Here is a 25,983-nt window from a genome sequence, read left to right on the forward strand (position 1 = left end):
GCCAGGAGGGGCACCGGGAGAATTCCGGGGTTGGGTCAGCCTCGGAGCATGAGGCCGACCTTCTGGAACTCCTTGAGGTCGCGGTAGCCGGTCTTGGCCATGGCGCGGCGGAGACCGCCCATCAGGTTCAGCGTGCCGTACGGGTCGCTGGACGGGCCGAAGAGCATCTTCTCCAGGTCCGCGTCGGTGCCGGTGAAGCCGACGATCTCGCTGCGCGGCAGGTTCGGGTGCGCCGCCGCCGACGTCCAGTAGTAGCCCTGGGCGGGCGACTCGGTGGACTCGCTGAGCGACTCGCCGAGCATCACCGCGTCGGCGCCGCAGGCGATCGCCTTGGCGATCTCACCCGAGTACGACAGCGCGCCGTCGGCGATGACGTGCACGTAGCGGCCGCCGGTCTCGTCCAGGTAGTCGCGGCGCGCCGCGGCGGCGTCGGCGATGGCCGTGGCCATCGGCACGCCGATGCCCAGCACCTGCGTGGTCGTGGCGGCGCGGGACTGGCCGAAGCCGACGATCACGCCGGCCGCGCCGGTGCGCATCAGGTGCATCGCGGTCCGGTAGTCGCCGACACCACCGGCGACCACGGGCACGTCCAGCTCGTTGATGAAGCTCTTGAGGTTCAGCGGCTCGCCGTCGCGGGCCACGTGCTCGGCGGAGATGATCGTGCCCTGCACGAACAGCATCTCCACGCCCGCGGCCAGCAGGTCGGGGGTCAGCTCCTCGGCGTGCTGCGGGCTGACGCGGGCCGCGACCGTGACACCGGAGTCCTTGACCTGCTTGAGGGCCTCCGACAGCAGGTCCAGCCGCAGCGGCGCGGCGTGCAGCTCCTGCAGCCGCCGGATCGGGGCCTCGGGGTCGCTGCTCTCCTCGGCGAGGCGGATGACGTCGGCGATCTTGTCCTCGACGTCGGTGTGCCGCGCCCACAGCCCCTCGGCGTTGAGCACGCCCAGGCCGCCGAGCTCACCCATCCGCACCGCCGTGGCGGGCGAGACGACCGCGTCGGTCGGGTGCGTGATCGCCGGGATGTCGAAGCGGTAGGCGTCGATCTGCCAGGCCAGCGACACGTCCTTGGACGAGCGGGTGCGCCGCGAGGGCACGATCTCGACGTCGTCCAAGTCGTAGCCGCGCATGGCGGTCCGGCCCATCCCGATCTCAACCTGATCCCGCACCGTGTGTCCCTCCTAGCGGCGGATGTCCAGCGCAACATTCTCGCCGCAAGGACCCCGTCTCCGCCGCGCGGGGTCCCCCGATCACCACCCGAACCCGCGAGATCACCCAGAGCGACCGAGAGCCCGGCGCCACGCGGGCACCGGGCTCTCGGAAGAGGTCCGACGGACCTCAGCGGGTCGTGTAGTTCGGGGCTTCGACGGTCATCGTGATGTCGTGCGGGTGGGACTCCTTGAGCCCGGCCGCGGTGATCCGGACCAGCTTGGCCTCCTGCAGCTCCGGGATCGTCGTGGAGCCGGTGTAGCCCATGCCCGAGCGCAGACCGCCGACGAGCTGGTCGACGACCTGGGACAGCGGGCCGCGGAACGGGACCCGGCCCTCGATGCCCTCCGGCACCAGCTTGTCCTCGGAGAGCACGTCGTCCTGGAAGTAGCGGTCCTTGGAGTAGGACTTGGCCTGGCCGCGCGACTGCATCGCACCCAGCGAGCCCATGCCCCGGTAGACCTTGAACTGCTTGCCGTTGACCAGCACCAGGTCGCCGGGCGACTCGGCGGTGCCGGCGAGCAGGCTGCCCAGCATCACCGAGCTGGCACCGGCGGCGATGGCCTTGCCGATGTCACCGGAGTACTGGATGCCGCCGTCACCGATGATCGGCACACCGGCGGGCTTGCAGGCCATGCTGGCCTCGTAGATCGCGCTGATCTGCGGCACGCCCACACCGGCGACGACACGGGTGGTGCAGATCGAGCCCGGGCCGACGCCGACCTTGACCGCGTCCGCGCCCGCGTCCACCAGCGCCTGCGCGCCCGCGCGGGAGGCCACGTTGCCGCCGATGACGTCGACGGAGTTGCCCAGCTCCTTCTTCAGCGTCGCCACGGTGTCGAGCACCGCGCGGGAGTGGCCGTGGGCGGTGTCGACGATCAGCACGTCCACGCCCGCGTCCACCAGCGCCATCGCGCGCTCGTGCGAGTCGGCGCCCACACCCACGGCCGCGCCGCACAGCAGCCGGCCGTCGGGGTCCTTGGTGGCGCTCGGGTACTGCTCGGTCTTGACGAAGTCCTTGACGGTGATCAGGCCGCGCAGCTTGCCCGCGCCGTCGACGATCGGCAGCTTCTCGATCTTGTTGCGGCGCAGCAGGCCCAGCGCCGCGTCGGCGGTGACGCCGACCTGCGCGGTGATCAGCGGCGTCGTGGTCATCACCTCGCGCACCTTGCGGGTGTAGTCGACCTCGAAGCGCATGTCGCGGTTGGTGATGATGCCGACCAGCGTGCCGTCCGGGTCGGTCACCGGCAGGCCCGAGATCCGGAAGCGGGCGCACATCGCGTCGACCTCGGCGAGGGTGTCCTCCGGGGAACAGGTCACCGGCTGGGTCACCATGCCCGCCTCGGAGCGCTTGACGACCTCGACCTGCGCGGCCTGCTCCTCGACGGAGAGGTTGCGCTGCAGGATGCCGACGCCGCCCTGGCGGGCCATCGCGATCGCCATCCGCGCCTCGGTCACCGTGTCCATCGCCGCCGAGAGCAGCGGGACGCGCAGGCGGACGTTGCGCGAGAGCTGGGTCGAGGTGTCCACCGCGCTCGGGATGACGTCCGACTCGTCGGGCAGCAGCAGCACGTCATCGAAGGTCAGACCCAGCGTCGCGAACTTATCGGGGAGGCCGGGAGCGGAGAGTTCGCTGGTCATGGCGAGGGATGTGCCTTCCTTCACGATATGGCCCACAAACCTTCAAGGTGCGGCTTGCTGGGATTACCACGGCGATCGCGTCGAAGCGTTCAGCTGTGCTGAGTAGCAACGCGGAGTCCGGATACGGGATTCCCCAAATGATAGAGACCACAGGTCAGGGCGCCGATCCCCCGTCCCACCAGGGGTGCGCCACACCACGGACCGTGGTCGCAGGCGTGTGAAAACCGCCCCGACAGCCCCGCGCGCACGACGCGCCCGGTACCGTGCGGGCCGTGCCGCACGATCCGATGCCACCAGACCCCTTCGCGGGTGATCCGGACGATCCGAGCATGGCACTCGGTGACCACGACGCCGAGGACGGCCCGCCGCTCGGCGACGAGGAACGCGCCGAGCTGCTCGCCGACCTGACCGATCTCGCCGTCTACCAGGCGCTGCTGGAGCCGCGGGGCGTCCGCGGCATCGTCGTCGACTGCGCGGACTGCGGAGAGTGCCACTACCACGACTGGGAGTTGCTGCGCTCCAGCCTGTCCCAGCTGCTGCACGACGGCCGCATGCGCCCCCACGAACCGGCCTTCGACCCGGACCCGGGCCAGTACGTGACGTGGGAGTACTGCCGCGGCTACGCAGACGGAATGACCGAGAGCGAAACCACGCTCTGACCCTCGTCAGGCAACCGCCGCAGGCGGTTTCTCCTTACCCCACCTGAGCAACTGGCACCGCCGCGGGTTCTCAGACGTCTTCTGGTGAGGACAGCCGACGTGTCGTGTATTGGCATACATAAGCCTCGGATCCCGGAGCCAGAAGGCGTCTGAGGTTCCGCTACCCGCACCGCCAAGCAAAAGAAGGGGCTCCTCTTTTCATGAGAGAAGCCCCTTCTTCGTGATCTCAGGGAGTTGAGGTTTGGGGTTGGTTCGGCCAGAACCATCCGCCTGACGAGCTCTCCGAGCTGCTGGTCTCGCTCGGCGACGTGGTCGGCGAGGTCGGGTCGGAGGTGCTCGACGGCGGCGTGCTGCTGCCGGTCGGCGGCACGCCCGGGTTGGGCGGCAGCGGCTGCGACGGGGACGGCTGCGTCGTGGGCGGCAGCGTCGTCGTCGGCGTCGAGGTGTGCGAGGAGTTGCCGGAACCGCGGTCGATGCGCTTGGTCAGCGACTCGTGCGCGGCCTTGAGCTCGGAGAGCCCGTTCTCGGCGTCGACCTTGGCCATGTGCTCCTTGGCGGAGCGCAGCGCCTCCTCGGCGGCCAGCCGGTTGCCCCGGTCCACGGCGCTCTCGGCCGTGTCGAGGTCGGTGCGCGCCGACGCCGCGGCCTGCACCGCGCGGGTGTGGTCGGTGTAGAGCACCTGGGCCACGCCCCACAGCATGTCGCCGGGCTGCGCGTCGCGGGCGGCCACGCCGACACCGGTGAAGGTGATCATCAGAACCGCTGCCGCGGTGGCCACCGGGACGAGGTGCCTGCGGCGCAGGAAGCTGCGCGGCCGGCCGGCCTCGGCGATCGCCGCGGCGGCGGTGTCGGTGTCCACCAGATCACCGATCGGCGCGGAGTCGACGTCCTGGCGCCAGGCGACGAGCAGCTCTTCCAGGCTGGGAGAGCCGTCGGCCGACGCGGGAACGTCGGGGTTGGTCCCGCCCAGCGCGTCCAGCAGGAGGTCGTCCTCCTGCAGCGCCGCCAGGTCGATCGGTTCGTCGCTGAAGTCGTCGAGGTCGGTGAGCTCCTCGTCCGCGTCACCGCGCGGACGGAAGGTCAGCACCTCGGCACCGGCCTCGTCGCGGGAGGTCTCGGGCTCGTTCGAGCCGGAGTCCCGGTGGTTGTCGCTCAGTTCCGTTCCCTCGTCTGCGGATCTCTCAGCGGGAGCCGAGTCCCGCTCGTCTGCACGGGTCGAACGGTCCTGCTCCGGGGCGGACTCCTCGTGCGGGATGCCTCCCAGCTCCCCGTCGGGCCCTTTCCGCTCAGCCATTCAGACCACCTCCTCCGCGGACAGCGTCTTCCGCAACCGGGCCAGTGCGCGATGTTGTGCCACGCGCACAGCACCCGGTGTCGAGCCGACCGCTTCGGCGGTTTCCTCCGCCGACAGCCCGACTACCACCCGGAGCAGCAGGATTTCCCGCTGCTTGGCCGGGAGGATTTGGAGCAACTGCGCCATCCTGCCCGAGAGCTCACCCTGCATCGCCCGCTGCTCTGGACCGGCCTCGGACTCCGGGGTGTCCGGCATGTCCGCGACCGGTTCGGAACGGTTGCGAGCTGACGCACGGTGCGCATCAGCCACCTTGTGCGCGGCGATGCCGTACACGAACGCCAAGAAGGGACGACCCTGGTCCTTGTAAGTGGGCAGCGCGGTCAGTACCGCCAGGCACACTTCCTGGGCCACGTCGTCCGCCGAAGCGAACGACCTCTCGTTTCGTCCGACCCTGGCGCGGCAGTACCGCACCACCAAAGGACGGATTTCGGCCAGCAAGCGCTCAATCGACTGACGATCGCCGTCGACGGCGGCGCTTACAAGAGCGTCCAGCCCGTCCCCCACATTGGTCATCGCAGACAGCAGCCCTGGTGTTACGCGTTCAAGCGATTCGGATTTGCCCGGCGAGTTTCGCGTGCACCGCACGCCGCGCCGTGGCCACCGTACCGGGCAGGAGGCGTCCGCAGAACAGGGACCGGGGATCGGGGGCCGTCGTCGTCACACATCCACATCTACCAGAAGCCGGGGCCGGTGGCGTTTGAGCTGGCCACCGACATCTTGGTGGTGCGCGTGGGAGAAATCGGAGACGATCTTCACATCGTCTCCCGCGGGCGCCCGGCGGCGGCGACGGCCGGAGCGGAGAAGGTTCTCGCCGCCGGCACCCGAATCATCTGCCGACCGGAGGCGGCTGTGGCTCACGTCACGAAATCCCTTGCGTCGCCGCGAAACGCGGCGGCGGGATCGTGCGCGAGGCGAGCCACAGCCGCTACCGAAGCGTCAGCTCACCCGAAGTCGCTTTCATCGGACGGGCACCGGCCTCCCCCGAAACCGGCCGGTGCCGCCTGATCATCGGTTCAGGCGACGAGGCCGCGGCGGAACCCGTGCGCCACCGCTTGAGCGCGGTCGCGAACGCCGAGCTTGCGGAACAGCCGGCGAGCGTGGGTCTTGACCGTGTCCTCGGAGAGGTAGAGCTCGCGGCCGATCTGGCCGTTGCTCTTGCCCTGGCTCATGCCGCGCAGCACCTGGAGCTCGCGCTCCGTGAGCTGCACGCCGGGGTCGGACGGTTGACGGGGTGCGGGCACCGAGGTGCTCGCGAGCGTGTGCGCGAGCGCGGCGACGAGCTCCGGCCGGGACGCGTCCCAGCGGAGGTAGCCGCGGGCACCACCGGCGATGGCCGCGGCGATGCTCGCCGCGTCGTCGGGGGCACCGAAGACGATCACGTTGGCTTGGGGGTGCGCGGACACGAGCCGCCGGGTGGCCTCGACGCCGTTGGGCACGGCGCGCTGCGTTCCCACCAGCACGACGTCCACGGCCTGCCGCGAGAAGCGGGCCAGCAGCTCGTCGCCGTGCGCAACGCAATCGATCCGGCTCACTCCGGGGACAGCCGACATCACACGAGTGAGCCCTTCCCGGACGCTACGTCGGTCATCGCAGATCAGGACCGTCGTCACGGGAACTCCTTTCCTGCAGGCGAGTGACGTTCCACAAGCCCTATCGGACGCAGTGGGCGAAACCTTGACACGATCCGGTGCTTAATCCGTCCAGAATCCTGGCGGCTGACACACGTGAGGGACATTCACCATAACGGAGCAGGGTCGGATCGTTACCCCTTGAATGGGGCGGCTCGCCCGCCATACCTGCGGTGTTCACCCGATCGCTGCGAATGTGACGATCACTTCGCCCGTCCGAACGAACATCGAAAACGACCCCGCGCACGGTTCTGTGATTTAGGTCACATCATACTCAACTCAGCCCAGAACCGCGTCGGACACGCGCGTCACCGCGGCCTCCAGCGACCCCAGCAGCTCCACGTGACCCGGCAGCGCCTCGGGCGACCACCCCGCCCCCGCGACGAACGCGCGGGCCCGCTGCCGGGTGATCGGGATGTCGTCCAGGACGCGCGGCGCGGCGTAGTAGGGCTGGTCCGCCCACAGCACGACCGCAGCGGGCGCGGAGCGCTTCACCGCCGCGGCCAGGCCCTCGCGCGGCAGCGCGGCGCCGAACAACCGGTGCCCGACGCCCTGCGCGGCCAGCACCGCCGCCAGCGCCACCAGCTCCAGCTCCTGCCCCTCGCCGGGAACCGGCGCGAGCACCGCGGGACGCGGGTTCTGCGGTTTCGGGGCGCCCGCGATGACCGAGCGCAGCGCCGTCGAGGCGCAGTCGTGCAGCAGCTGCAGCACCTCGACACCGGTGCCGGAGCGCTGCCTGCGCTCGCTGACCGCGCGCAGCACCGGCTGCAGCATCTCCTGCCAGGTGCGGACCACGCCGTCGGCGTCCATCGCCTCGATCAGCAGCCGCTGCACCGACCAGGAGTCCAGCGCCAGCGCCGCCCGCCCGAGGCCGCGAGCGCGCGGGCTCGCCCCGGAGAGCTTGAGGCCCCGGCCGCCGGTGTTGGCACCGGCGGGCGCGAACCCCTCCTCGCCGTCGAGGACGCCGGAGAGCAGCAGCGGGCCCTCATCGGGCGACTCGGCACGCGACGGATCCTCCACGCGCCGCTGAGGCGGCGGTGCGGCGACCGTGCGCGCGTAGCGGGCGGCCTCCATCGGGGAGGCGCCGCGCAGCAGGGCGCGCTGCATCTGTTCCAGGCGGGCGATGTCGTCCGGCCCGTAGCGGCGGTGCCTGCCGCTGGTGTGGTCGCTGGGCCCGAGCCCGTAGCGGCGGTCCCAGGTGCGCAGCGTGGCCGGTGCGACGCCGAGCCTGCGAGCGACCGCGGCGACGCTGAGCCTCGGCTCGTCGTCCAGGGCGATCTCCTCCGGTGCCTGCGCTGCCGTCTCCGACGCGACCGCCGGCTCGCCCGAGGGAGCGTCGCCGAGCGGTTCGGGGGCGTCCACCCCCACAACTGGTTCAGGCCGCGTCGTCACGCCGGACATATTCCGGTTCTCGTCCGTCGAGAGCAAGCGGGTCGGACTTCGATCACCCCATTTCCAAGGATCACACCAACGATGAACAGCTTTTGGCGCGAAAGGGGTTGAACAAGTTTTGACTCGGTTCTACGGTCGGATCATGCGAGGCTGCGGCGGTCCCGCCGTAGCGAGGGAGGGGATCCACCGGTAGGAGGTGGTTGTCGCAATGGCAGACACTCGACGTCTTCCAGGACCGAACGCCGATATCTGGGATTGGCAGATACGGGGCTCGTGCAGGGGGATGGACAGCGCGTACTTCTTTCACCCGGACGGAGAGCGAGGTCCGGCCCGAGCCAGGCGTGAGGCGAAGGCGAAGGAGGTATGCCAGCACTGCCCGGTTCTCGCCCAGTGCCGCACGCACGCACTGGCGGTTCAGGAGCCGTACGGCATCTGGGGCGGGCTGTCCGAATCGGAGCGCGAAGTGATCATCAAGGCGCGCAAGCGCCAGCAGCTGGCGGTAGCGGCCAGCTGACCCGAGTCCTCGATCGGCGGTGGGGGAAAGCGCCGCGGATCAGGTGAAGCCGGGATCGAATGGCACGAGGGGCGTCATTCGCGCCCGGCGGGAGGCAAGAGAACGGGGCGGTACCCAGGTGGGTACCGCCCCGTTCTTCGTTCTCGGCGAGCGGCTCGGCCGCTCTCACCAGGTCAGTGGCCGTGGCCGTGGCCGTGCCCGTGGCCGGCCTCCTCCTCGGTCTCCTCCGGCTTGTCCACGACGGCGCTCTCGGTGGTGAGCACCATGCGGGCGATGGAGGCCGCGTTGGAGACCGCGGAGCGGGTCACCTTCAGCGGGTCGACGATGCCGGACTGCACCAGGTCGCCGTACTCGCCGGTGGCGGCGTTGTAGCCGGATCCCCAGTCGAGGTCGCGGACCTTGGACACCACGACGGCGCCCTCCTGGCCCGCGTTGGCGGCGATCCAGAACAGCGGCGCGTCCAGCGCGCGGCGGACCAGCTGGACACCGGTCGCCTCGTCACCGGTCAGGCCGAGGTCGCCGTCGAGGGACTTGGCCGCGTGGATCAGGGCGGACCCGCCGCCGGGCACGCTGCCCTCCTCCGCGGCGGCCTTGGCGGCCGCGACGGCGTCCTCGATGCGGGACTTGCGCTCCTTGAGCTCGGTCTCGGTGGCCGCACCGACCTTGATCACCGCGACGCCGCCGGCCAGCTTGGCCAGCCGCTCCTGCAGCTTCTCGCGGTCCCAGTCGGAGTCGGTCGCCTCGATCTCCTTGCGGAGCTGGGCGGCGCGGTCCTTGACGTCCTCGGCGGCACCGCGGCCGTCGACCAGCGTCGTCTCGTCCTTGGTGACGGTGACGCGGCGGGCCGAACCCAGCACCTCGGGGCCGACCTCGGACAGCTTCAGGCCGAGCTCGGGGGCGATGACCTGGGCGCCGGTGACGATCGCCAGGTCGTCCATGAAGGCCTTGCGGCGGTCGCCGAAGTACGGCGCCTTGACCGCGGCGACCTTGAGGGTCTTGCGCACGGCGTTGACGGCCAGGGTGGACAGCGCCTCGCCCTCGACGTCCTCCGCCACGATCAGCAGCGGCTTGCCGGCCTCGACGACCTTCTCCAGCAGCGGCAGCAGCTCCTGGATGTTGGAGATCTTCTCCCGGTGCAGCAGGATCTGCGCGTCCTCCAGGACGGCTTCCTGGCGCTCGGCGTCGGTGACGAAGTGCGGCGAGACGAAGCCCTTGTCGAACTGCACGCCCTCGGTCAGGTCGAGCTCGGTGGCCAGCGTCGAGGACTCCTCGATGCTGACGACGCCGTCCTCGCCGACCTTCTCCATCGCCTCGCCGATCAGGTCGCCGATGGTCTCGTCGCGCGAGGACACGGTGGCGATCTGGGCGATGTTGTCGCGGCCCTTGACCGGGGTGGCCTTGGCCTTGAGCGCCTCGACGACGGCCTCGGCCGCCAGCGTGACGCCCTTGTTCAGGGCCGCCGGGTTCGCGCCCGCGGCGAGGTTGCGCAGGCCCTCCTTGACCAGCGACTGCGCGAGCACGGTGGCGGTGGTGGTGCCGTCACCGGCGACGTCGTTGGTCTTGGTCGCGACGTTCTTGGCGAGCTGGGCGCCCAGGTTCTCGAACGGGTCGTCGAGCTCGATCTCGCGAGCGATGGTGACGCCGTCGTTGGTGATCTGCGGTCCGCCGAACTGCTTGTCCAGCACGACGTGCCGGCCGCGCGGCCCGAGCGTGACCTTCACCGCGTCGGCGAGCTGGTTGACGCCGCTTTCCAGTGCGCGGCGCGCCGGCTCGTCGAAGGTGATCTGCTTAGCCATTGTTGCTACAGCCCTTCAGATGTGTGCCTGATCCCCGACATGCAGCCGCCCCGGCGGTCCCGCGGTCGGGACCGCCGGGGCGGCTGAGCCCACGCTCGGTGGGCGCACGATGATCTGGCGTCAGTTGACGACGGCCAGCACGTCGCGGGCGGAGAGGATCAGGTACTCCTCGCCGTTGTACTTGACCTCGGTGCCGCCGTACTTCGAGTAGATGACGACGTCGCCTTCCTTCACATCCACCGGGATGCGGTTGCCCTTGTCGTCGATGCGACCCGGGCCGACAGCCAGGACCTTGCCCTCCTGGGGCTTCTCCTTGGCGGTGTCCGGGATCACGATGCCGGACGCAGTCGTCGTCTCGGCCTCGCTCGCCTGGACGACGATCTTGTCCTCAAGCGGCTTGATGCTCGCCACGGTGTGACCTCCACCTTCTGGGGCCTTCGAAGCGTTGGCTGGGAATGACGGCTCCGTTGCTCCCCGTCGTCGCGGGTGCCGGGTCGCGGTGTCGCCGTGCTACTAGCACTCTACCCAGGAGAGTGCCAACGCTCAACAACCACCCGCTCACCCGCTCGGCGGAACGCGACTCCGCGCATTCAACGGCACCGCCGGAGACCGCCGACCGGCGGGGTTCATTGAACCCGCGCGACACGCCCCGGCGTGTCGTGTCAGGGCGTGTTCACCCACCGGGGCGACGGCATCACCCGCAGTGGTGGCACCCGGTGTCGATCACCCCGCCCGGGCTCACCTGCGACATCGTCACCTCCACTGCGCGCAGCGTGATCATCGCAGGTAGATCGGCATGCGGGGAATCTCACCAATGTCGCCGGGTGGTTCACACCTGAGGCGTCCGGTGCCCTAGGTTGCTCGGCATGCCAGCCCTCTCCAAGCCCGCGAACCGGCCGTGGGAGCGACGTCCCCGACCCGCTCGCCCGCCTGGTCCGTCCGGCCCCCCGACCCGCGGAAGCTGGCGTCCGAAGTAAGGACGCCCCCGAGACCCCCTGGCGCGCCGGACACCCGGCCGCCGCGATGACACGGCCGCGCTCCCGGAGACCCGGGGCGCGGCCGTGATCACGTCGGACCCTCCCGGAGCGGGGATGGGAAACTGTGGCGGTGCGTGCTCTGTGGGTGGTCGTGGGAGTCGCGTTCGGGGGCCTGGTCCTCCCGCTGATCTGGGCGTGGGGGCGCAGCGCCGGCCGGGTCCGCAGCGTGGACGGCGCTCCCGAGAGCGAGGTCGCGCTGGTGCTCGGCGCCGGGGTCCGGTGGGACGGGGTTCCCAGCCGCATCCTGCAGGGCAGGCTGGACGTGGCCGTGGCGCTGTTCCGGGCCGGGAAGGTCCGCACCGTCGTGGTCAGCGGATCGCCGGAGTCCCGGGGGCACAGCGAACCCGCGGTGATGCGGCGGTACCTGCTGTCGCGCGGGATCCCCGAGGACGCCGTCGTGCTGGACGAGACCGGCGTCGACACCTACTCCTCGTGCCGCACCGCGGCGAAGCACCACCGCTCGCTGATCGTGGTGACCACCCGCTTCCACCTGCGGCGCTCGATCGCGCTGGCGCGGCGGCTGGGCATCGACGCCTGCGGCGTCGGGCACGACGCGGCCGCCGACGGGCTGCGCCGGGTCAACGCGCGGGCGACCCGCCGCGAGCTGCTCGCGACGGTGAAGGCCTTCTGGCTGCCCCGCTGACCTACTGCACGACGATGGTGTCCACCGGCAGGCCCGGGTTCGCGGGCATGTCCAGCGGCGACGGCTTGGCTCCGGAGTGCAGCACGTGCGCGCCCAGCGCGGCGATCATCGCGCCGTTGTCGGTGCACAGCCGGGGCCGCGGCACCCGCAGCTCGATCCCGGCGGCGGCGCAGCGCTCGCGCGCCAGCCCCGAGAGCCGCGAGTTCGCCGCCACACCACCGGAGATCACCAGCGTGTCGACGTCGTGGTCCTGCGCGGCGCGCACCGCCTTCATGGTGAGCACGTCGGCGACCGCCTCCTGGAAGGAGGCGCACACGTCCGGGACCGGGATCTCCCGGCCCTCGCGCCGCTCGGTCTCCACCCAGCGCGCCACGGCGGTCTTCAGGCCGGAGAAGGAGAAGTCGTGCCGGGCGTCGCGCGGCCCGGTGAGCCCGCGCGGGAACGCGATGGCCTTCGGGTCGCCGAGCTTGGCCTGCTGGTCGATCGGCGGGCCGCCCGGGTAGGGCAGGTCGAGGATGCGGGCCACCTTGTCGTAGGCCTCGCCGGCCGCGTCGTCGATGGTCGTGCCGACCTCGGTGATCTTCTCGCCGACGCCCTCCACCAGCAGCAGCTGGCTGTGCCCGCCGGAGACCAGCAGCGCCAGGCAGCGCTCCGGCAGCGGACCGTGCTCCAGGGTGTCGACCGCGACGTGCCCGCCGAGGTGGTTCACCCCGAACAGCGGCACGTTCAGCGCGGTCGCGTAGGCCTTCGCGGAGGCGACGCCGACCATCAGCGCCCCGGCCAGACCGGGTCCCGCGGTGACCGCGATCGCGTCCACATCGGACAGAGCGAGTCCCGAATCCTCCAGCGCGCGGCGCATCGTCGGCCCCATCGCGGTCAGGTGCGCGCGGCTGGCAATCTCCGGGACGACGCCGCCGAACCGCGCGTGCTCGTCCACGCTGGACGCCACGGCGTCGGCCAGCAGCTCCACCCGGCCGTCGTCGGAGAGCCGGACGAGGCCGACTCCCGTCTCGTCGCAGGAGCTCTCGATCCCGAGAACGATCCGCTCGCTCATGACGCCTCCGTTCCCTGCGGGGCACCCGCAGCTTCGCGTCGCATGGTGTGCGCGTCGGCCCCCGAGGGCTGGTAGTAGCGCGGGCGCAGCCCGACGATCTCGAAGCCGTGGGCGCGGTACATCCCGATCGCGGCCTCGTTGTCGGTGCGCACCTCCAGGAACGTCGTCGCGCGGTGCTCGTCGGCGCGCCGCAGCAGCGCGCGCAGCAGCGCCTTGCCGACGCCCTCGCCCTGGTGCTCGGGGTCGACGCCGATGGTGTGCACCTCGGCCTCGACGTGCGGCGGGCGGCCGTTGACCGCCAAGCCCGCGTAGCCGATCAGCCGCTCGTCGAGGTAGGCGCCGACGTAGTGGTGCCCCTGGTCCAGCTCGGCGGAGAACGCCGCCCGCGACCACGGGTCGTCCCCGGCGAAGAGCACCTGCTCCAGCTCGGCGCAGCGGCGCAGGTCCGACCGCCGCAGCTTGAGCACCTCCACCTCGCTCACCGGGTGAGCACCGACTTCCGCTCGCCGGGCTCCTGGGCGTCGGGCCTGCGCAGGTACATCGGGACCAGCGGCTCCGGGTCGGCGTCGAGCGTCGCCGCGGCCACCAGCCCGGCGGGCGTGGGGTACTTCGGGCCGACCGCGGGCAGCCCGACGGCCTCGGCGAGCTCACCGGCCGCGACCGGGTAGCCCTCGGTCGGGACGTCGGCGGGCTTGGCGACGTGCGGGCCGTCGACGCGGGTCGCGCCGTCGTAGGCGGCCCAGTAGGTCTCCTTGCGGCGCGCGTCGGTGGCCACCAGCAGCGGCCCGGTCACCTCGGCGGCCGCCGCGATCGCGTCGAGGCCGCACACCGGGTGCACCGGCACGTCGCAGGCCTGGCCGAGCGCGGTGGCGGTGGCCAGGCCGACCCGCAGGCCGGTGAAGGGGCCCGGGCCGATCCCGGCGACGATCGCGTCGACGTCGGTGAAGCCGCGACCGGCTTCCTGGAGGACGTCGACCAGCTGCGGCATGAGCAGTTCGCCGTGCGCGCGGGGGTTGATCGTGACGCGCTCGGCGAGAACCCGCGGGAGTCCGTCGTCGAGGGCGACCAGGCCGGCCGTGACCGCGGGCGTCGAAGTGTCCAGCGCTATGACGAGCACAGCTGTTCAGCTTACGTCAGCGCTGGTCACGGGCGTCCTCCGGGTCGCCAGGGGACAGTTTTTGCCAGAATCACCCGGGGTTCGCGTCCGAAATGTCCGGACAGTTATGGCTAAAACTGTCGCCTGGTGACGCACGAGCCTCCCGGGACCACGGCCCCTGGTCCCGGGACCGGGGTGCGGATGCGCGGCGGCCCCCGGTCGGTGCCGGGGGCCGCCGCGCGTGGTGAGGTTCGCGCGCTGAGTGCATCAGCGCCGGGTGGGCCGGTGCTGGGTGCCGGTCGCTGAGAACCGGTGCCGGGGTCAGGGCTGGGGTGCAGCGCTGAGGGAACCGGTGCCGGGGTCAGCGCATGGCGTGCTGCTGCTTGGCTCGGGTGACGGCCATGACGTGTTCCATCAGGGTCGTCAGGAGCTGCTTGTTGGACTCCCGCTGCCGGGCGTCGCAGAGCATGATCGGCACGTTCTCGTCGATGTCGAGCGCGCGCCGGACCTCCTCCGGGTCGTAGATCTGCGTGCCGTTGAAGCAGTTCACGCCGATGATGAACGGCAGCCCGCGACCCTCGAAGTAGTCGATCGCCGCGAAGCAGGTGTCCAGTCGCCGGGTGTCGGCCAGCACGATCGCCCCGAGCGCCCCGTTGGCCAGTTCGTTCCACATGAACCAGAAGCGCTCCTGGCCCGGGGTGCCGAACAGGTACAGGATCAGATCCGAGCTGATGGTGATGCGGCCGAAGTCGAACGCCACCGTGGTGGTCGTCTTGCGCTCCACACCGGTCAGGTCGTCGACCCCGGCGCTGGCCTCGGTGAGAGTCTCCTCGGTTCGCAGCGGCACGATCTCGCTGACCGACCCCACCAGGGTGGTCTTGCCGACACCGAAGCCACCGGCGATGAGGATCTTCGCCGCGACCGCGTTCAGGCTGGCTTGTTCAGAGTTTGCGGATCCCATCCAGCACCTTCTGCATCATGTCGAGACTCGGCCCGGTCGTCGGCGACGAATCCGGTCCGAAGACCACGTAGTCACGCTCGATCAAGTCACTGATCAGAATCTTCACCACTCCCAGCGGGAGATCTGCCCGGGCGGCGACCTCGGCGATCGAGACCGGATATCCGCACCCCTGCAGAACCCGCTGGTAGTTGGGTGACAGCGCACGCGCGTTCGGCGGCAGCGGTTGGCGCGCCACGACGAGCGTGATCAGGTCGAGCTCGTAGCTCGTGGCCCGCGTACGCCCCTTGGTCAAGGCGTACGGACGCACCACCGGTCCAGCGTCCTCGTCGAACCATCCTCGCCCGCCTGACATCGCGGTCACGCATCTAGGGGAGAACCGGCGGCACGGGGCGCGGAGCTCAGGTAGTTGCCCACCCGGGTCACCATGCGGTTGGCCTCGAAGGCGATCATGCCCAGGTCGGCGTCCGCCGCGGCGATCAGCGCCAGGCAGGCGCCCTCGCTGGCCGCGGTGACCATGAGGAAGCAGTTCGCCATCTCCACGACCGTCTGGTAGACGTCGCCGCCGTTGAACTGCAGCGCGGCGCCCTTCGACAGGCTCTGGAAGCCGGAAGCGACCGCCGCCAGGTGCTCCGCGTCGGCCTGGCCCAGCTGCGGCGTCTTGCCCAGCAGCAGACCGTCGGAGGACAGCAGCGCCGCCTTGTCCGCACCGGCCAACCGCTGCACGAGATCGTTGAGCAGCCAGTCAACTTCCTTGCTGTAAGCCTTCAGCGTCATGCCTCGTTTCCTCCTGGCCGCGCAGCCTCGTTGTTCGCATCGTTGGTGCGCGCTCGCTTGGTGCCTGTCTGGAAGGCGTTCATGCTGTTGCGGAACCGGTCCGGCGTCCGCGGCGGGCCGCTGCTGGGAGCGGGCTGCTGCGGCGCGGCCTCGGTCTTGGGGCCCTGGTCGATCTGGGCGCGCAGCGGCGCCGCGAGATTGGCCTTCTGACCGCGCCGGCGCTGCGGGAGCGGCGGCTTGTCGGCCGAGCTCGACACCGAAGTGTTCACCGAAACTCCGGCAGTGGTACCGCTCTTCGGCGGACCGGAGCCGTTGGTTCCATTGGCAACAACCTCCGTCGGGAGGATTTCACCAGACGCGTTGGGCATGTTCGACGACAGCCCCGGCATGTTCGCCGGAGTCTCGGGCGTGATCCGCGGCCCGGTCACCGGTCGTTGCTGATCGGGACGCGGTTCCGGCGTCCGGTACTCGGGCTGGCGCGGCGGTTCCGGCGGCCGCTGCTGCTGCGGCGGCGCCGACTGCTGCGGCTGCGAGGGCTGCTGAGGCCGGGGAGCGACCGGACGCCGGTGCTCGGCCGGGTTCTGCTGCGGCACACCGAGTTCGCCGGTGGCGGGACCGGAACCGTTGGTGCCGGGGCGGGTCCAGCGCTGCGTGGTCGCCTCGGGGCCCACCGGGTTGTGCGGGGTGATCGGGCTGTCCGGCCCGATCGGGTCGGGCGCGACGTCGGGGTCGAGCCGGCCCTCCATCCAGCGCTTGCGCGGCTGCCGGGCCTCCTGCTCGGGCTCGGGCTCGGCGGCGATCGCGGGCTGCGAGCCGCTCTGCTCGATCCGCTCCTGGCGCTCGGTCTGCGGGCCGCGGTCGGCGACGATGTGGTTCGGGATCAGCGCCACCGCGCGGATGCCGCCGTAGGCGGAGTCGCGCAGGGTGACCTTGATGCCGTGCCTGCCCGCGAGCTGGGCGACCACGAACAGACCCATCCGGGCCTCTTCGGACAGCGCCATCACCGCGAAGTCCGGCGGGCTGGCCAGCATCTGGTTGAGCTCGTCGAGCTTCTCCGGCTCCAGGCCGATGCCCTGGTCCTCGATCTCGACGATGATGCCCTTGCCGACCACGTTGCCGCGCACCTCGACGTGCGATTCCGGCGGCGAGAACGAGGTCGCGTTGTCCACCAGCTCGGCGAGCAGGTGCACGAGGTCGGCGACCGCGCGGCCCTGCACCGAGATCTCCGGCAGCTGCTGGATCTCGACCCGGGCGTAGAGCTCGGTCTCGGCGACCGCGCCCTGCACGACGTCGTGCAGCAGGACCGGGTTGCGCCACTGTCGACCGGGCCGCTGACCACCGAGGATGATCAGGTTCTCGGCGTTGCGGCGGGACTGGGTCGCGAGGTGGTCGAGCTGGAACAGCAGCTCCAGCTGGTCCGGGTCCTCCAGCTTGCGCTCGGCCTTGTCCAGCACCTGCAGCTGGCGGTGGACCATGACCTGGCTGCGGTGGGCGATGTTGAGGAACACCGAGCGGACACCCTGCCGGGTCTCGGCCTCGGCGACGGTCGCGCGGATCGCGGTGCGCTGCGCCTCGTTGAAGGCGTCGGCGACCTCACCGATCTCGTCGTGACCGAAGCGCAGCCAGGACACCTCGTTCTCGACGTCGACCTGCTTCCCGTTGCGCAGCCGCGCCACGACCGAGGGCATCTCCTGCTGCGCGAGCGCCAGGGTCTGGCTGCGCAGCCGGTTGAGCCTGCGCACCAGCAGGTTCGACAGCCGCAGCGCGATCAGGAACACGATCGCGACGATGAGCACGATGATCGCGCCGGTGATCAGCGAGGTCAGCAGCGTCTCGTCGACGACCGTGCCGCCGAGGTCCAGCGCGTACTGGAAGTGCGAGCTGGCAAGGGCGTTGAGCTCCTGGGCCAGGTCGTGCGAGGCGCTGATCCAGTCGGTGGTGCTGACCGGGACGCGGATGACCTCACCCGCGGCGGCCTTGCCACCGGCGACCTCCATCGCGTCCTGCACGGCGTCGACGCGGAACCACGCCGAGCCCTTCTGCAGGTCGGTGTAGTTCTGCTGCTCCACCGGCGTCATGCGCGGGGTCAGCGAGTTGAGGTTGTCGTGGAAGGCGCCGATCTGGTGCGCGTACTCGTGGTACTGCGCGGGCGTCATGCCGACCGAGGTGCGGCCCAGCGCCAGCGCGTGGCCTCGCGCCATCGCGTCGGCGGCGTCCATGAGGTCGGCGGACACCGAGCTCTCGTAGGACACCTGGGCGTCCGGGGCGTACCGGACGTAGGTCCGCAGGCTCATGACGTAGGCGTCGTAGAGCCCGTTGTAGAACTTGTAGACCGCGTCCAGCTCGGCGGGGCCGCCGTCGATCTGCTTGCGGACTTCCTTGACGGTCGCCATCTGCGAGCGGAACTCGTCGAAGTTGCCGCGCGCGTCGCTCGGGACACCGCGCGCGAACTCCTCGGCCACGGAGTCCATCTCGGCCACCGAGGCGTCGAACTTCTTGCGGACGTCGTCGAGGTTGTACCGCTGGCTGCGGTTGCTCAGGTAGACGAGGCTGAGCTGGCGCTCGTCCTGCAGGTTGGCCATGAAGCGGGCCGAGGGGTCCTTGGCGTCGGCGAGTCTGCCGACGTAGTTCTGCACGCTCAGGCCGTGGAAAATCAGGTACCCCGACAAGCCGACGCCGACGAGCAGGGCCGCGACACTCGGAACGAGTGCGATGGCCAACAGTCGCGCCTGGATCGTGCCGGAGGCGAAGAGGCGTTTCAGCGTTGACATGGACCTCGTCTCAAACCTTCTCCGTTGGTTGGCCGCAGCAAGAAGAACTCGCGCCCGCCCGGGTGAGCGGCAGATGCCGCGAAACGGCCGGGTCCGGCGGGAGCGCCGAAAAATCTCGGGCCCATCGGCGCATCAGATGACGACGCAGCCTAGGACCGCCGTCATACGTGGTCAACGCGCTTATGGAACCTATCGACACAATTGTTATATACGCTGGTCGTGCAGGATGTTCGGAACATTAGCAGACGCGGTCGGCAATGCTGAATTGCATTGCCACTTATCCCATCGAGCCCGAACCACCCCGAACTCGGCCGCCTAGAGAGTCCGTTCTGCAGCGATCCATCCCTGGCTGGCCGCCCGGCCAAAATAGACTGGAACTACGCTGAATTGCTCCGTTCAGCCCAACCGAAACGCTACCCAAAGGGCGATTCAGGGACTTCTCTACCGTCAGGTAGGCTCTCGCGACGTTGGCTGGCTAAAAACCGGCCGCACCGACTTTTCATGCAGCATTTCCCCCGACCCAGAGGAAGTCGAACAACCCCGGAAAGTCATCTTCGAATCGGTTCCGGTCACGGGAAGTGACATTCACGGCCAAATGCCGCAGCGTGACTACTCCCGGCCACCGGAAATGAATTTTCGATAACGCGGTGCTCACCCCACGGCATCGTGCGGGGTTCTGACGGCCCTGCGGTCGGACAAGTCCTGCCTTAGGTCTGTTCTGAGTACGTCGGCACGCCTTTTCCGCTCGGTGAATGGTCCCCGGTCGGCCATTGAGTGCCGACGCGCGAGAGGAGTTTGGATGGTTCACCCCGCCACCGATCACGAGGATGCCGCTCCGGCCTCCGGCACCCGGCGCCGGCGCTTCCTCACCTACGTCGCGGCGGCGCCGATGCTGACGATCGCCGGCAAGTTCGTCCTGGAGGGCGAAGCGGCCGCAGCGGCCGGGCCGGTCGCGGGGCAGCTCCCGCTCCCTCCGGTCTCCGGACTCGTGGACTTCGGCGACATCATGGAGATCGCCACGGCCCCGACGATGGAGCTGATGAAGCTCGAGTTCACCACGGACAACAAGGTCCGCTTCGAGCTCCCGCGCCTGGAGGTCGGCCAGGGCCTCAACACCGCCGTGGTGATGATGCTGGCCGAGGAACTCGGCGCCCGGACCTCCGACGTCGTCGTCGAGCTCTCCGACGCCCGCCCCGAGCTGCTGTTCAACCAGTTCACCGCGGCCTCGTCGTCGGTGCGCACCTTCTGGAAGCCGCTGCGCCAGATGGCCGCCACCGCCCGCGCCCGGCTGATCACCGCCGCCGCCAAGAAGTGGAGCGTGTCGGCGAACTCGCTGACCGCCCAGGGCAGCGGCATCGTCGGCCCGGGCGGCCGCAAGGCCACCTTCGCCGAGCTGGCCAAGGACGCCGCCAAGGTCGTGATCCCGTCGGTGCCCGCCACGCCGAAGAAGGCCTCCGAGTTCAAGGTCCTCGGCAAGGGCATGACCCGCTCCGACGCGCGCGCCATCGTCACCGGCAAGGCGCACTACGTCTCCGACCTGAAGATCCCGAACTCGGTGGTGGCCGTCGTGGTCCGCCCGCCGACGCTGGGCGGCGAGCTCGTGTCCTACGACGACTCGGCGATCCGCAACGTCGCGGGCTTCAAGGGCACCGCCGAGATCTCCAGCGGTGTCGCGGTGTGCGCCGAGTACACCTGGCAGGCGATGGAGCTGGCCAAGAAGCTCCAGGTCACCTGGAAGTCCGGCCCGATCACCGACATGTCCTCGGCCGACATCCAGGCCAAGCTCGCCGACATGGCGGGCAGCCTCGACGACTCGGTCAACGACGACGACGGCGACGAGATCGACGAGGGCTTCGACTTCGCCTTCGTCAGCCACGCGCCGATGGAGGTCAACTACGCCGTCGCCGACGTCAAGGACGGCCGCGCCGAGGTCTGGGTCCCGGCCCAGTCCCCGCAGGACGCGCAGAAGGACATCGCCGCCAAGATCGGCGTGCTCGACGTCAAGGTGCACGTCACCCGCGCCGGCGGTTCCTTCGGCCGCCACCTGTTCCACGACGCGGCGATCGAGGCCGCCGAGGTCTCCAAGGCCATCGGCAAGCCGGTCAAGCTGATGTGGACCCGCAACGACGACACCCGGCACGGCCGGATGCGTCCCGCCTCGCACCACCGCGTCAAGGCCTCCTACCGCGCGGGCAAGGTCCGCTCCTGGACCCACAAGATGGCCAGCGTGGCCACCGACTTCACCCACGGCCTCGGTGACCTGATCACCTCGACCGCGGTGGAGTCCGGGATCGGCAAGCTCCCGGCCGCGCAGCTGTACTTCAACCTGACCCAGTCGGTGCCCTACGAGTTCGGCACGACCACGATCTCGCTGCACGACCTCGACCTCGACGGTGTCAACACCGGCAGCTGGCGCTCGGTGCACTCCGGCACCTTCCGCGTCGCCGAGGACCTGGTCGTCGACGAGATCGCGGCGAAGGCCGGTTCCGACCCGGCGAACTTCCGCCTGGAGAACGCCAAGTCCGACCGCGCCAAGGCCGTGCTGCAGAAGGCCATGAAGGGCGGCAACTGGGGCCGCCAGATGCCCAAGGGCCACGCCCAGGGCATCTCGCTGCACGAGGAGTTCAAGTCGATCGCGGCCTGCCTGGTCGAGATCAACGCCTCGGACCCGAAGAAGCCGCGGGTCACCAAGGCCTACATCGTGGTCGACGCGGGCCAGCCGCTGAACCCGAAGGGCATCGAGGCCCAGATGATGGGCGGCCTGACCGACGCGATCTCCACGATCCTGCAGGCGGGCATCCACATCGACAACGGCGCGGTGCGCGAGGGCAGCTACGGCGACTTCTACTGGGCTCGCCAGGGCAACACCCCGCCGGAGCTGCAGATCGACGTCATGCCCGCCACCACCGACGAACCGGGCGGCGTCGGCGAGCTGGGCGTTCCGGTGTGCGGTGGCGCGATCGCCTGCGCCTACGCGCGCGCGACCGGCACCAAGCCGCGCAGCTTCCCGATCAACTTCTGATTCCGGCCTGATCCTTCGAGGAGTTCCCGAGCGACATGCCCAAGTACGAGTTCACCGTCAACGGCAAGGACGTCGAGGTCGACGTCCCGGCGGAGATGCCCCTGCTGTGGGTGCTGCGCGATGAGCTGCGCATCACCGGCCCCAAGTACGGCTGCGGCGTCGGCGTCTGCAGGGCCTGCACCTGCCTGCAGGACGACGAAGAGGTCCAGACCTGCATGGTCAAGGCCGAGGACGCCGACGGCACCGAGATCACCACGATCGAGGGCCTGGCCGACGACGACGAGCTGCACCCGGTCCAGCAGGCCTGGATCGACCGCGACGTCCCGCAGTGCGGCTTCTGCCAGCCCGGCCAGATCATGACCGCCGTCGCGCTGCTCAACGAGAAGGGCGACGACGTCACCGACGCCGACATCGACAAGATCGAGAACGTCTGCCGGTGCGGCACCTACGGCCGGATCCGCCAGGCCATCAAGCAGGCGGCCGAGAACATGTGAGCTGATGCCGGGGTCTCCCCGGGCTCGCGGTGAGGCCGGGGAGACCGCGGACAGTTTTAGCCATAATCACCCATGATCAATGTCCGTTTTGCCCGGACAATTATGACTAAAACTGTCCACTGCCAACGATCGTTGGCACCGTCACGGCTCCCGAACGAGTCCACACGGAAGTTGATGAGGGCATGACACTTCAGAAGTCCTTCGCCGCCGGGATCCTCGTGACCTGCGCGGCTCTTTCGGCGTGCAGCGGCGGTTCCTCCGCCGAAGACCACAGCATGCACATGCAGCAGTCCGGTGGCGACCAGGCCGGCGGCGGCATGCAGATGAACATGGGTGACCCCAACGCCACCCCCGCCAAGGACGTCCCGGGCGCCGAGGTCCGCAGCAACCCGTTCCAGCTGCTGCCCACCCGCCCGCCGGGGCTCGACCAGGCCCAGGGCACCGCGTGGCTGGCGCTGCACCAGGCCGGCACGACCGTGACGCTGGAGATGACCGGTCTGCAGCCCAACGGCAAGTACATGGCCCACGTGCACGCCAAGCCGTGCGCGGAGGAGAACGGCGGCGGTCACCTCAAGTTCGACCCGGCCGGACCGGAGATGCCGCCGAACGAGATCCACCTGGCCTTCACCGCCGACGCGAGCGGCAAGGGCTTCATGACGGCCGAGAACGACAAGCGGGCCGACGCCGCCAAGTCGCTCGTGGTCCACCCGGCCGAGTTCTCCGACAACCGAATCGCATGCGCAGACTTCTGAGACCCGTCCTCGGCGCGGTCCTGACCGCGCTGCTGGCGTTGCTGCACACGGACATCGCGTTCGCGCACAGCGGTCTCAACTCCGCCCACCCCGGCCCGGGCGAAACCGCCCAGGCCGGGGTGGACCGGATCGAGATGGACTTCGCGGGCGCCCTGGACGCGTCGAAGCCCCCGCAGGTCGAGGTGAAGAACCCGCAAGGGGCGAACCTCGTCTCCGGTGAGGCCGATGTGGACGGCAACCACGTGACCGTCCGCATGGAGGCGCTGAAACCGGGCCTGCACACGGTGAAGTACACGACCACCTTCGACGACGGGCACACCACCGAAGGCGGCTACTACCTCAACGTGGCGCCGGCCCCTCCGGGCGAGTCCGACGGCGACGGCTACACCTTCTGGCTGGCCGTCGGCGGCGGAACGGTGATCGTGATCCTCTTGCTCATCGTCATAGCCCTGATACCGAGGGGTTCCAAGGACGAGTACTGAGCGGTCTCGCAACGTCCCCCTTCCCGAATCTTCGGGGAGGGGGACGTTTTTCGTCCCTACAGGTGGGTCTTGGCCAGTTCCGCGGCGAGGGTGGTGAGGATCGGCGCCGGGTCCGCCATGCAGCGCTGCGGGTCCGGTTCGACGTCGAGCAGGGCGTGCGCGGCGTCGATCCCGGCCTCGGCGAGGCGTTCCGGGGTGAGGTCGCAGCGCCCCGCGATGGCCACGACCGGGATGCCCGCCGCGATCGCGCGCTGGGCGACACCGGCCGGGGCCTTGCCGTGCAGGGTCTGCTCGTCGAGCGCGCCCTCGCCGGTGATGACCAGTCCCGCGCCGTCGAGGTGGCGGTCGAAGTCCACCAGGTCCAGCACCACGTCCACGCCGGGCCGCATCGTCGCGCCCAGCGCCGCCAGCGCGGCGAAACCGACGCCCCCGGCCGCGCCCGCGCCCGGCTGATCGGCGACGTCCTGGCCGCCGGCGGCCTTCATGACCTGCGCGTACTTGCTCAGGGCGGCGTCCAGCAGCTCGACCTGCTCGGGGTTGGCGCCCTTCTGCGGCCCGTAGACGTGCGCGGCACCGTTCGGCCCGGTGAGCGGGTTGTTCACATCGGACGCGAGGACCAGCTCGACCTCGCCGAGCCGCGGGTCGAGCCCGGACAGGTCGATCTCGCCGACGTTGGCCAGCGGGCCTCCCCCGGGCGCGACCGGGTTGCCGTGCGTGTCCAGGATCCGGGCCCCGAGCACGGTGAGGAGCCCGGCGCCGCCGTCGGTGCAGGCGCTGCCGCCGACGCCGAGCACGATGCGCCGGGCGCCGGTGCTGAGCGCGGCCAGCAACGCCTCCCCGGTGCCGTCGCTGGAGGCGCCGAGCGCGTCGAGGTCGTCGGGGTCGAGCAGCGCGAGGCCGGAGGCGGAGGCGAGCTCGACGACGGCCGTCTCGCCGTCGTAGGCGATCTCGGTGTCGACCGGGTAGCCGGTCGGGCCGCTCACCGGCACCGTCATCCGGGAGTACCCGGCCGCCAGCGCGGCCTCCACGGTGCCGTCACCGCCGTCGGCGACGGGCGCGAGCCGGACCTCCACGTCGGGGCGCTCGGCGCGCAGCCCGGCCGCGACGGCTTCGGCGACCTCCGGTGCGGTGAGCGTGCCCTTGAACTTGTCCGGTGCGATGAGAACGGGACCGGGCAACTGCGTCCTCCTTGGTTCAGCGCGAGATCCAGCCGAAGGCGTCGGTGCTGGCTCCGCCGGGTCGGTACTCGAGTCCGATGTGGCCGGTGTAGCCGACCTCGTCGAGTCTGGTGAAGTAGTGGGCGAAATCGATCGATCCGGTGCCGGGTTCGCCGCGTCCCGGCGAGTCGGCGATCTGCACGTGCCCGATCGCCTCGGGGCGCTCGTCGAGCACGACGTCGGGATCGTCGCCGTTGGTGACCAGGTGGTACACGTCGAACAGCAGGCGGATGTCGTCCAGCCCGCCGGCCTCGCGGACCCGGTCGACGACGGCGAGCCCGTCGGCGGCGGTCCGCAGCGGGTGCGCGGGGATCCCGCTGACCGGCTCGACGAGCACGGTACCGCCGATGCGGGCGACGCCGCGCGCGGCGCGCACCAGGTTCTCGGTCGCGATCTCGTCCTGGACGCGCGGGTCCACGCCGTCGATCCGGTTGCCGTAGAGCGCGTTGAAGGCGCGGCAGCCGAGCCGCTCGCCGATCTCGCAGAGCACGTCGATGTTGGCCGCGAACTGCCCGGACCGGTCGGGATCGGACAGCACTCCGCGCTCACCGGCGGCCAGGTCGCCGCCGAAGAAGTTCAGTCCTACCAGCGACACACCCGCGTCGTCGATGGCGCGGATGAACTTCTCCACCTCCGCCTCGGCGGGAACGGGCGTGTCGAAGGGCCACCAGAACTCGACCTTGTCGAACCCCGCGGCCTTGGCGGCGGCGGGGCGTTCGAGCAGGTCGAGCTCGGTGAACAGGATCGACAGGTTGACGTCGAATCGGTCCGTTCTCATGGGCTTCCCGTGTGGGTCGTGTCGGCGACCGGACGCTACCGTCTCGGAGAGGGAGGTCGGTCCATGATGCTGCGCGCAGAGTTCACCACGGAACCGTTCGAGGGGGAAGGCGAGCCGCCGGCGCACGCGCTGGCCGCCCGCGACTGCCTGCTGGACGCGGGCCTGGATCCGGACTTCGGTCCGCTGGGCACGGCGATCACCGCCGACCGGGAGCGGCTGCTGCCCGCACTGGCGGAGGTGCTGGACAAGGCGCTGGCGGCGGGGGCGAGCCGGATCACCCTGCAGGTCACCGCCGACGGCGACGAGGTCTAGGCTGGTCACGATGCATCCGCTGGCTCATGCGATCGCCCCGCTGCTGGACCACATCGGCGGCACCGCCGTCCCCGTCGACCAGCGGGAACCCGGCGACATCGTGCTCCACTGGGAGGGCGCCCCGGCGGTGGCCGTGCGGGTGCCCGGCCAGGAGCTCACCAGCGCCCTGGACCGGATGATCCGCGACGTGGAGAACGAGCTGGGCGCGAAGCTGCCGGACCTGCCCCGCCCGGAGAAGCAGAAGGCCGTCCGGCTGCTGGAGGAGCGCGGCGCGTTCACCATGCGCAAGTCGGTCGAATCGGTCGCCAAGGCGCTGGGCGTCAGCCGCTTCACGGTCTACAACTACCTCAACCGGGAGCAGTCGGGCCGCTGAACCGCGGCCCATCGCGTTCACTTCCGC

General features: G+C 70.3%; 26 protein-coding genes. 9 read left to right on the forward strand and 17 right to left on the reverse strand.

Annotation, left to right across the window (positions count from 1 at the left end):
• Window positions 1-35: 35 nt before the first annotated feature.
• Window positions 36-1,166: a GuaB3 family IMP dehydrogenase-related protein gene (locus BM424_RS05185; RefSeq protein ID WP_093414054.1), complete on the reverse strand. Its 1,131-nt coding sequence runs from the start codon at window positions 1,164-1,166 to the stop codon at window positions 36-38.
• 169 nt (window positions 1,167-1,335) lie between these two features.
• Window positions 1,336-2,847: an IMP dehydrogenase gene (guaB, locus tag BM424_RS05190; protein ID WP_093414055.1), complete on the reverse strand. Its 1,512-nt coding sequence runs from the start codon at window positions 2,845-2,847 to the stop codon at window positions 1,336-1,338.
• Window positions 2,848-3,134: 287 nt separating this feature from the next.
• Between guaB and BM424_RS05195 the strand changes: the two genes are divergently transcribed.
• A complete protein-coding gene (locus tag BM424_RS05195) occupies window positions 3,135-3,506 on the forward strand; it encodes a DUF5319 domain-containing protein (protein WP_093414677.1) in 372 nt (123 codons plus the stop codon).
• A 226-nt stretch (window positions 3,507-3,732) separates the two neighbouring features.
• On the opposite strand, the gene BM424_RS05200 is transcribed toward BM424_RS05195, so the two are convergent.
• The 4 genes from BM424_RS05200 to BM424_RS05215 all read right to left on the reverse strand — a co-directional run bounded on the left by BM424_RS05200 (window position 3,733) and on the right by BM424_RS05215 (window position 7,880).
• Entirely contained in the window at window positions 3,733-4,800 is a 1,068-nt protein-coding gene (locus BM424_RS05200; protein ID WP_093414057.1) for an anti-sigma-D factor RsdA, read from the reverse strand.
• A complete protein-coding gene (locus tag BM424_RS05205; RefSeq protein ID WP_093414059.1) occupies window positions 4,801-5,373 on the reverse strand; it encodes a sigma-70 family RNA polymerase sigma factor in 573 nt (190 codons plus the stop codon).
• Between the two features lie 500 nt (window positions 5,374-5,873).
• Window positions 5,874-6,470: a response regulator transcription factor gene (locus BM424_RS05210; protein ID WP_029536209.1), complete on the reverse strand. Its 597-nt coding sequence runs from the start codon at window positions 6,468-6,470 to the stop codon at window positions 5,874-5,876.
• Window positions 6,471-6,767: 297 nt separating this feature from the next.
• Window positions 6,768-7,880 (reverse strand): MerR family transcriptional regulator, encoded by a 1,113-nt coding sequence (locus tag BM424_RS05215; RefSeq protein WP_342742591.1) that lies wholly within the window; start codon window positions 7,878-7,880, stop codon window positions 6,768-6,770.
• Between the two features lie 208 nt (window positions 7,881-8,088).
• Between BM424_RS05215 and BM424_RS05220 the strand changes: the two genes are divergently transcribed.
• A complete protein-coding gene (locus BM424_RS05220) occupies window positions 8,089-8,394 on the forward strand; it encodes a WhiB family transcriptional regulator (protein ID WP_093414062.1) in 306 nt (101 codons plus the stop codon).
• 173 nt (window positions 8,395-8,567) lie between these two features.
• On the opposite strand, the gene groL is transcribed toward BM424_RS05220, so the two are convergent.
• Together groL and groES are read right to left on the reverse strand one after the other, a co-directional pair.
• A complete protein-coding gene (gene groL / locus BM424_RS05225) occupies window positions 8,568-10,190 on the reverse strand; it encodes a chaperonin GroEL (RefSeq protein ID WP_093414063.1) in 1,623 nt (540 codons plus the stop codon).
• 120 nt (window positions 10,191-10,310) lie between these two features.
• Window positions 10,311-10,601 carry a co-chaperone GroES gene (gene groES / locus BM424_RS05230; RefSeq protein WP_093414065.1) on the reverse strand — a complete coding sequence of 97 codons (291 nt, stop codon included), beginning with the start codon at window positions 10,599-10,601 and terminating at the stop codon, window positions 10,311-10,313.
• A 696-nt stretch (window positions 10,602-11,297) separates the two neighbouring features.
• Between groES and BM424_RS05235 the strand changes: the two genes are divergently transcribed.
• Window positions 11,298-11,870 (forward strand): SanA/YdcF family protein, encoded by a 573-nt coding sequence (locus tag BM424_RS05235; RefSeq protein WP_093414678.1) that lies wholly within the window; start codon window positions 11,298-11,300, stop codon window positions 11,868-11,870.
• A 1-nt stretch (window position 11,871) separates the two neighbouring features.
• On the opposite strand, the gene tsaD is transcribed toward BM424_RS05235, so the two are convergent.
• The 7 genes from tsaD to BM424_RS05270 form a co-directional block, all read right to left on the reverse strand.
• A complete protein-coding gene (tsaD, locus tag BM424_RS05240) occupies window positions 11,872-12,924 on the reverse strand; it encodes a tRNA (adenosine(37)-N6)-threonylcarbamoyltransferase complex transferase subunit TsaD (protein ID WP_093414066.1) in 1,053 nt (350 codons plus the stop codon).
• Window positions 12,921-13,397 carry a ribosomal protein S18-alanine N-acetyltransferase gene (gene rimI / locus BM424_RS05245; protein ID WP_093414680.1) on the reverse strand — a complete coding sequence of 159 codons (477 nt, stop codon included), beginning with the start codon at window positions 13,395-13,397 and terminating at the stop codon, window positions 12,921-12,923. The genes tsaD and rimI overlap by 4 nt, the downstream gene beginning before the upstream one ends.
• A 5-nt stretch (window positions 13,398-13,402) precedes the next feature.
• Window positions 13,403-14,041 carry a tRNA (adenosine(37)-N6)-threonylcarbamoyltransferase complex dimerization subunit type 1 TsaB gene (gene tsaB / locus BM424_RS05250; RefSeq protein ID WP_093414068.1) on the reverse strand — a complete coding sequence of 213 codons (639 nt, stop codon included), beginning with the start codon at window positions 14,039-14,041 and terminating at the stop codon, window positions 13,403-13,405.
• A 340-nt stretch (window positions 14,042-14,381) separates the two neighbouring features.
• The gene (locus BM424_RS05255) at window positions 14,382-14,981 is read right to left on the reverse strand and encodes a GTP-binding protein (RefSeq protein ID WP_093414069.1); all 600 of its coding nucleotides are present in this window, start codon (window positions 14,979-14,981) and stop codon (window positions 14,382-14,384) included.
• Window positions 14,962-15,333 (reverse strand): DUF742 domain-containing protein, encoded by a 372-nt coding sequence (locus BM424_RS05260; protein WP_093414681.1) that lies wholly within the window; start codon window positions 15,331-15,333, stop codon window positions 14,962-14,964. The genes BM424_RS05255 and BM424_RS05260 overlap by 20 nt, the downstream gene beginning before the upstream one ends.
• 5 nt (window positions 15,334-15,338) lie before the next feature.
• Window positions 15,339-15,755, reverse strand: a complete 417-nt coding sequence (locus BM424_RS05265) for a roadblock/LC7 domain-containing protein (RefSeq protein ID WP_093414071.1) — start codon at window positions 15,753-15,755, stop codon at window positions 15,339-15,341.
• Entirely contained in the window at window positions 15,752-18,526 is a 2,775-nt protein-coding gene (locus BM424_RS05270; protein WP_093414072.1) for a nitrate- and nitrite sensing domain-containing protein, read from the reverse strand. Before BM424_RS05270 ends, BM424_RS05265 begins: the two co-directional genes overlap by 4 nt.
• Window positions 18,527-19,325: 799 nt before the next feature.
• Here BM424_RS05270 and BM424_RS05275 point away from each other — a divergent pair.
• The 4 genes from BM424_RS05275 (at window position 19,326) to BM424_RS05290 (ending at window position 23,276) form a co-directional block, all read left to right on the forward strand.
• On the forward strand, window positions 19,326-21,548 hold the full coding sequence (locus tag BM424_RS05275) for a xanthine dehydrogenase family protein molybdopterin-binding subunit (RefSeq protein ID WP_093414073.1): 2,223 nt from the start codon (window positions 19,326-19,328) through the stop codon (window positions 21,546-21,548).
• Between the two features lie 35 nt (window positions 21,549-21,583).
• Complete coding sequence (locus BM424_RS05280; protein ID WP_093414075.1) at window positions 21,584-22,042, forward strand: (2Fe-2S)-binding protein; 459 nt, start codon at window positions 21,584-21,586, stop codon at window positions 22,040-22,042.
• 182 nt (window positions 22,043-22,224) lie between these two features.
• Window positions 22,225-22,794, forward strand: coding sequence for a superoxide dismutase family protein (locus BM424_RS05285; RefSeq protein WP_093414076.1), 570 nt, complete (start codon window positions 22,225-22,227; stop codon window positions 22,792-22,794).
• Window positions 22,779-23,276 carry a copper resistance CopC family protein gene (locus BM424_RS05290; protein ID WP_093414078.1) on the forward strand — a complete coding sequence of 166 codons (498 nt, stop codon included), beginning with the start codon at window positions 22,779-22,781 and terminating at the stop codon, window positions 23,274-23,276. Before BM424_RS05285 ends, BM424_RS05290 begins: the two co-directional genes overlap by 16 nt.
• A 56-nt stretch (window positions 23,277-23,332) precedes the next feature.
• Here the strand turns inward: BM424_RS05290 and BM424_RS05295 are convergent, their stop codons facing one another.
• Both BM424_RS05295 and BM424_RS05300 read right to left on the reverse strand, forming a co-directional pair.
• On the reverse strand, window positions 23,333-24,454 hold the full coding sequence (locus BM424_RS05295; protein WP_093414080.1) for a glycerate kinase: 1,122 nt from the start codon (window positions 24,452-24,454) through the stop codon (window positions 23,333-23,335).
• A 16-nt stretch (window positions 24,455-24,470) separates the two neighbouring features.
• On the reverse strand, window positions 24,471-25,271 hold the full coding sequence (locus tag BM424_RS05300; protein ID WP_093414081.1) for a hydroxypyruvate isomerase family protein: 801 nt from the start codon (window positions 25,269-25,271) through the stop codon (window positions 24,471-24,473).
• Window positions 25,272-25,334: 63 nt separating this feature from the next.
• On the opposite strand from BM424_RS05300, the gene BM424_RS05305 reads away from it, so the two are divergent.
• Together BM424_RS05305 and BM424_RS05310 are read left to right on the forward strand one after the other, a co-directional pair.
• Window positions 25,335-25,583 carry a hypothetical protein gene (locus BM424_RS05305; RefSeq protein WP_093414083.1) on the forward strand — a complete coding sequence of 83 codons (249 nt, stop codon included), beginning with the start codon at window positions 25,335-25,337 and terminating at the stop codon, window positions 25,581-25,583.
• A gap of 10 nt (window positions 25,584-25,593) precedes the next feature.
• Window positions 25,594-25,956 carry a helix-turn-helix domain-containing protein gene (locus BM424_RS05310; protein ID WP_093414084.1) on the forward strand — a complete coding sequence of 121 codons (363 nt, stop codon included), beginning with the start codon at window positions 25,594-25,596 and terminating at the stop codon, window positions 25,954-25,956.
• The last annotated feature ends 27 nt before the right edge of the window (window positions 25,957-25,983 follow it).

This window comes from Saccharopolyspora flava (genome assembly GCF_900116135.1).
Lineage (GTDB): Bacteria > Actinomycetota > Actinomycetes > Mycobacteriales > Pseudonocardiaceae > Saccharopolyspora > Saccharopolyspora flava.

Excerpts from the sequence above, each read along its gene's own strand:
- BM424_RS05300 (WP_093414081.1), bottom strand. The coding sequence starts at position 25,271 with ATGAGAACGGACCGATTCGACGTCAACCTGTCGATCCTGTTCACCGAG.
- BM424_RS05205 (WP_093414059.1), bottom strand. The coding sequence starts at position 5,373 with ATGACCAATGTGGGGGACGGGCTGGACGCTCTTGTAAGCGCCGCCGTC.
- BM424_RS05305 (WP_093414083.1), top strand. The coding sequence starts at position 25,335 with ATGATGCTGCGCGCAGAGTTCACCACGGAACCGTTCGAGGGGGAAGGC.
- BM424_RS05275 (WP_093414073.1), top strand. The coding sequence starts at position 19,326 with ATGGTTCACCCCGCCACCGATCACGAGGATGCCGCTCCGGCCTCCGGC.
- BM424_RS05290 (WP_093414078.1), top strand. The coding sequence starts at position 22,779 with ATGCGCAGACTTCTGAGACCCGTCCTCGGCGCGGTCCTGACCGCGCTG.
- BM424_RS05270 (WP_093414072.1), bottom strand. The coding sequence starts at position 18,526 with ATGTCAACGCTGAAACGCCTCTTCGCCTCCGGCACGATCCAGGCGCGA.
- groL (WP_093414063.1), bottom strand. The coding sequence starts at position 10,190 with ATGGCTAAGCAGATCACCTTCGACGAGCCGGCGCGCCGCGCACTGGAA.
- BM424_RS05285 (WP_093414076.1), top strand. The coding sequence starts at position 22,225 with ATGACACTTCAGAAGTCCTTCGCCGCCGGGATCCTCGTGACCTGCGCG.
- BM424_RS05265 (WP_093414071.1), bottom strand. The coding sequence starts at position 15,755 with ATGACGCTGAAGGCTTACAGCAAGGAAGTTGACTGGCTGCTCAACGAT.
- BM424_RS05310 (WP_093414084.1), top strand. The coding sequence starts at position 25,594 with ATGCATCCGCTGGCTCATGCGATCGCCCCGCTGCTGGACCACATCGGC.
- BM424_RS05255 (WP_093414069.1), bottom strand. The coding sequence starts at position 14,981 with ATGGGATCCGCAAACTCTGAACAAGCCAGCCTGAACGCGGTCGCGGCG.
- tsaD (WP_093414066.1), bottom strand. The coding sequence starts at position 12,924 with ATGAGCGAGCGGATCGTTCTCGGGATCGAGAGCTCCTGCGACGAGACG.
- BM424_RS05200 (WP_093414057.1), bottom strand. The coding sequence starts at position 4,800 with ATGGCTGAGCGGAAAGGGCCCGACGGGGAGCTGGGAGGCATCCCGCAC.
- BM424_RS05220 (WP_093414062.1), top strand. The coding sequence starts at position 8,089 with ATGGCAGACACTCGACGTCTTCCAGGACCGAACGCCGATATCTGGGAT.
- guaB (WP_093414055.1), bottom strand. The coding sequence starts at position 2,847 with ATGACCAGCGAACTCTCCGCTCCCGGCCTCCCCGATAAGTTCGCGACG.
- BM424_RS05260 (WP_093414681.1), bottom strand. The coding sequence starts at position 15,333 with ATGTCAGGCGGGCGAGGATGGTTCGACGAGGACGCTGGACCGGTGGTG.
- BM424_RS05195 (WP_093414677.1), top strand. The coding sequence starts at position 3,135 with ATGCCACCAGACCCCTTCGCGGGTGATCCGGACGATCCGAGCATGGCA.
- BM424_RS05280 (WP_093414075.1), top strand. The coding sequence starts at position 21,584 with ATGCCCAAGTACGAGTTCACCGTCAACGGCAAGGACGTCGAGGTCGAC.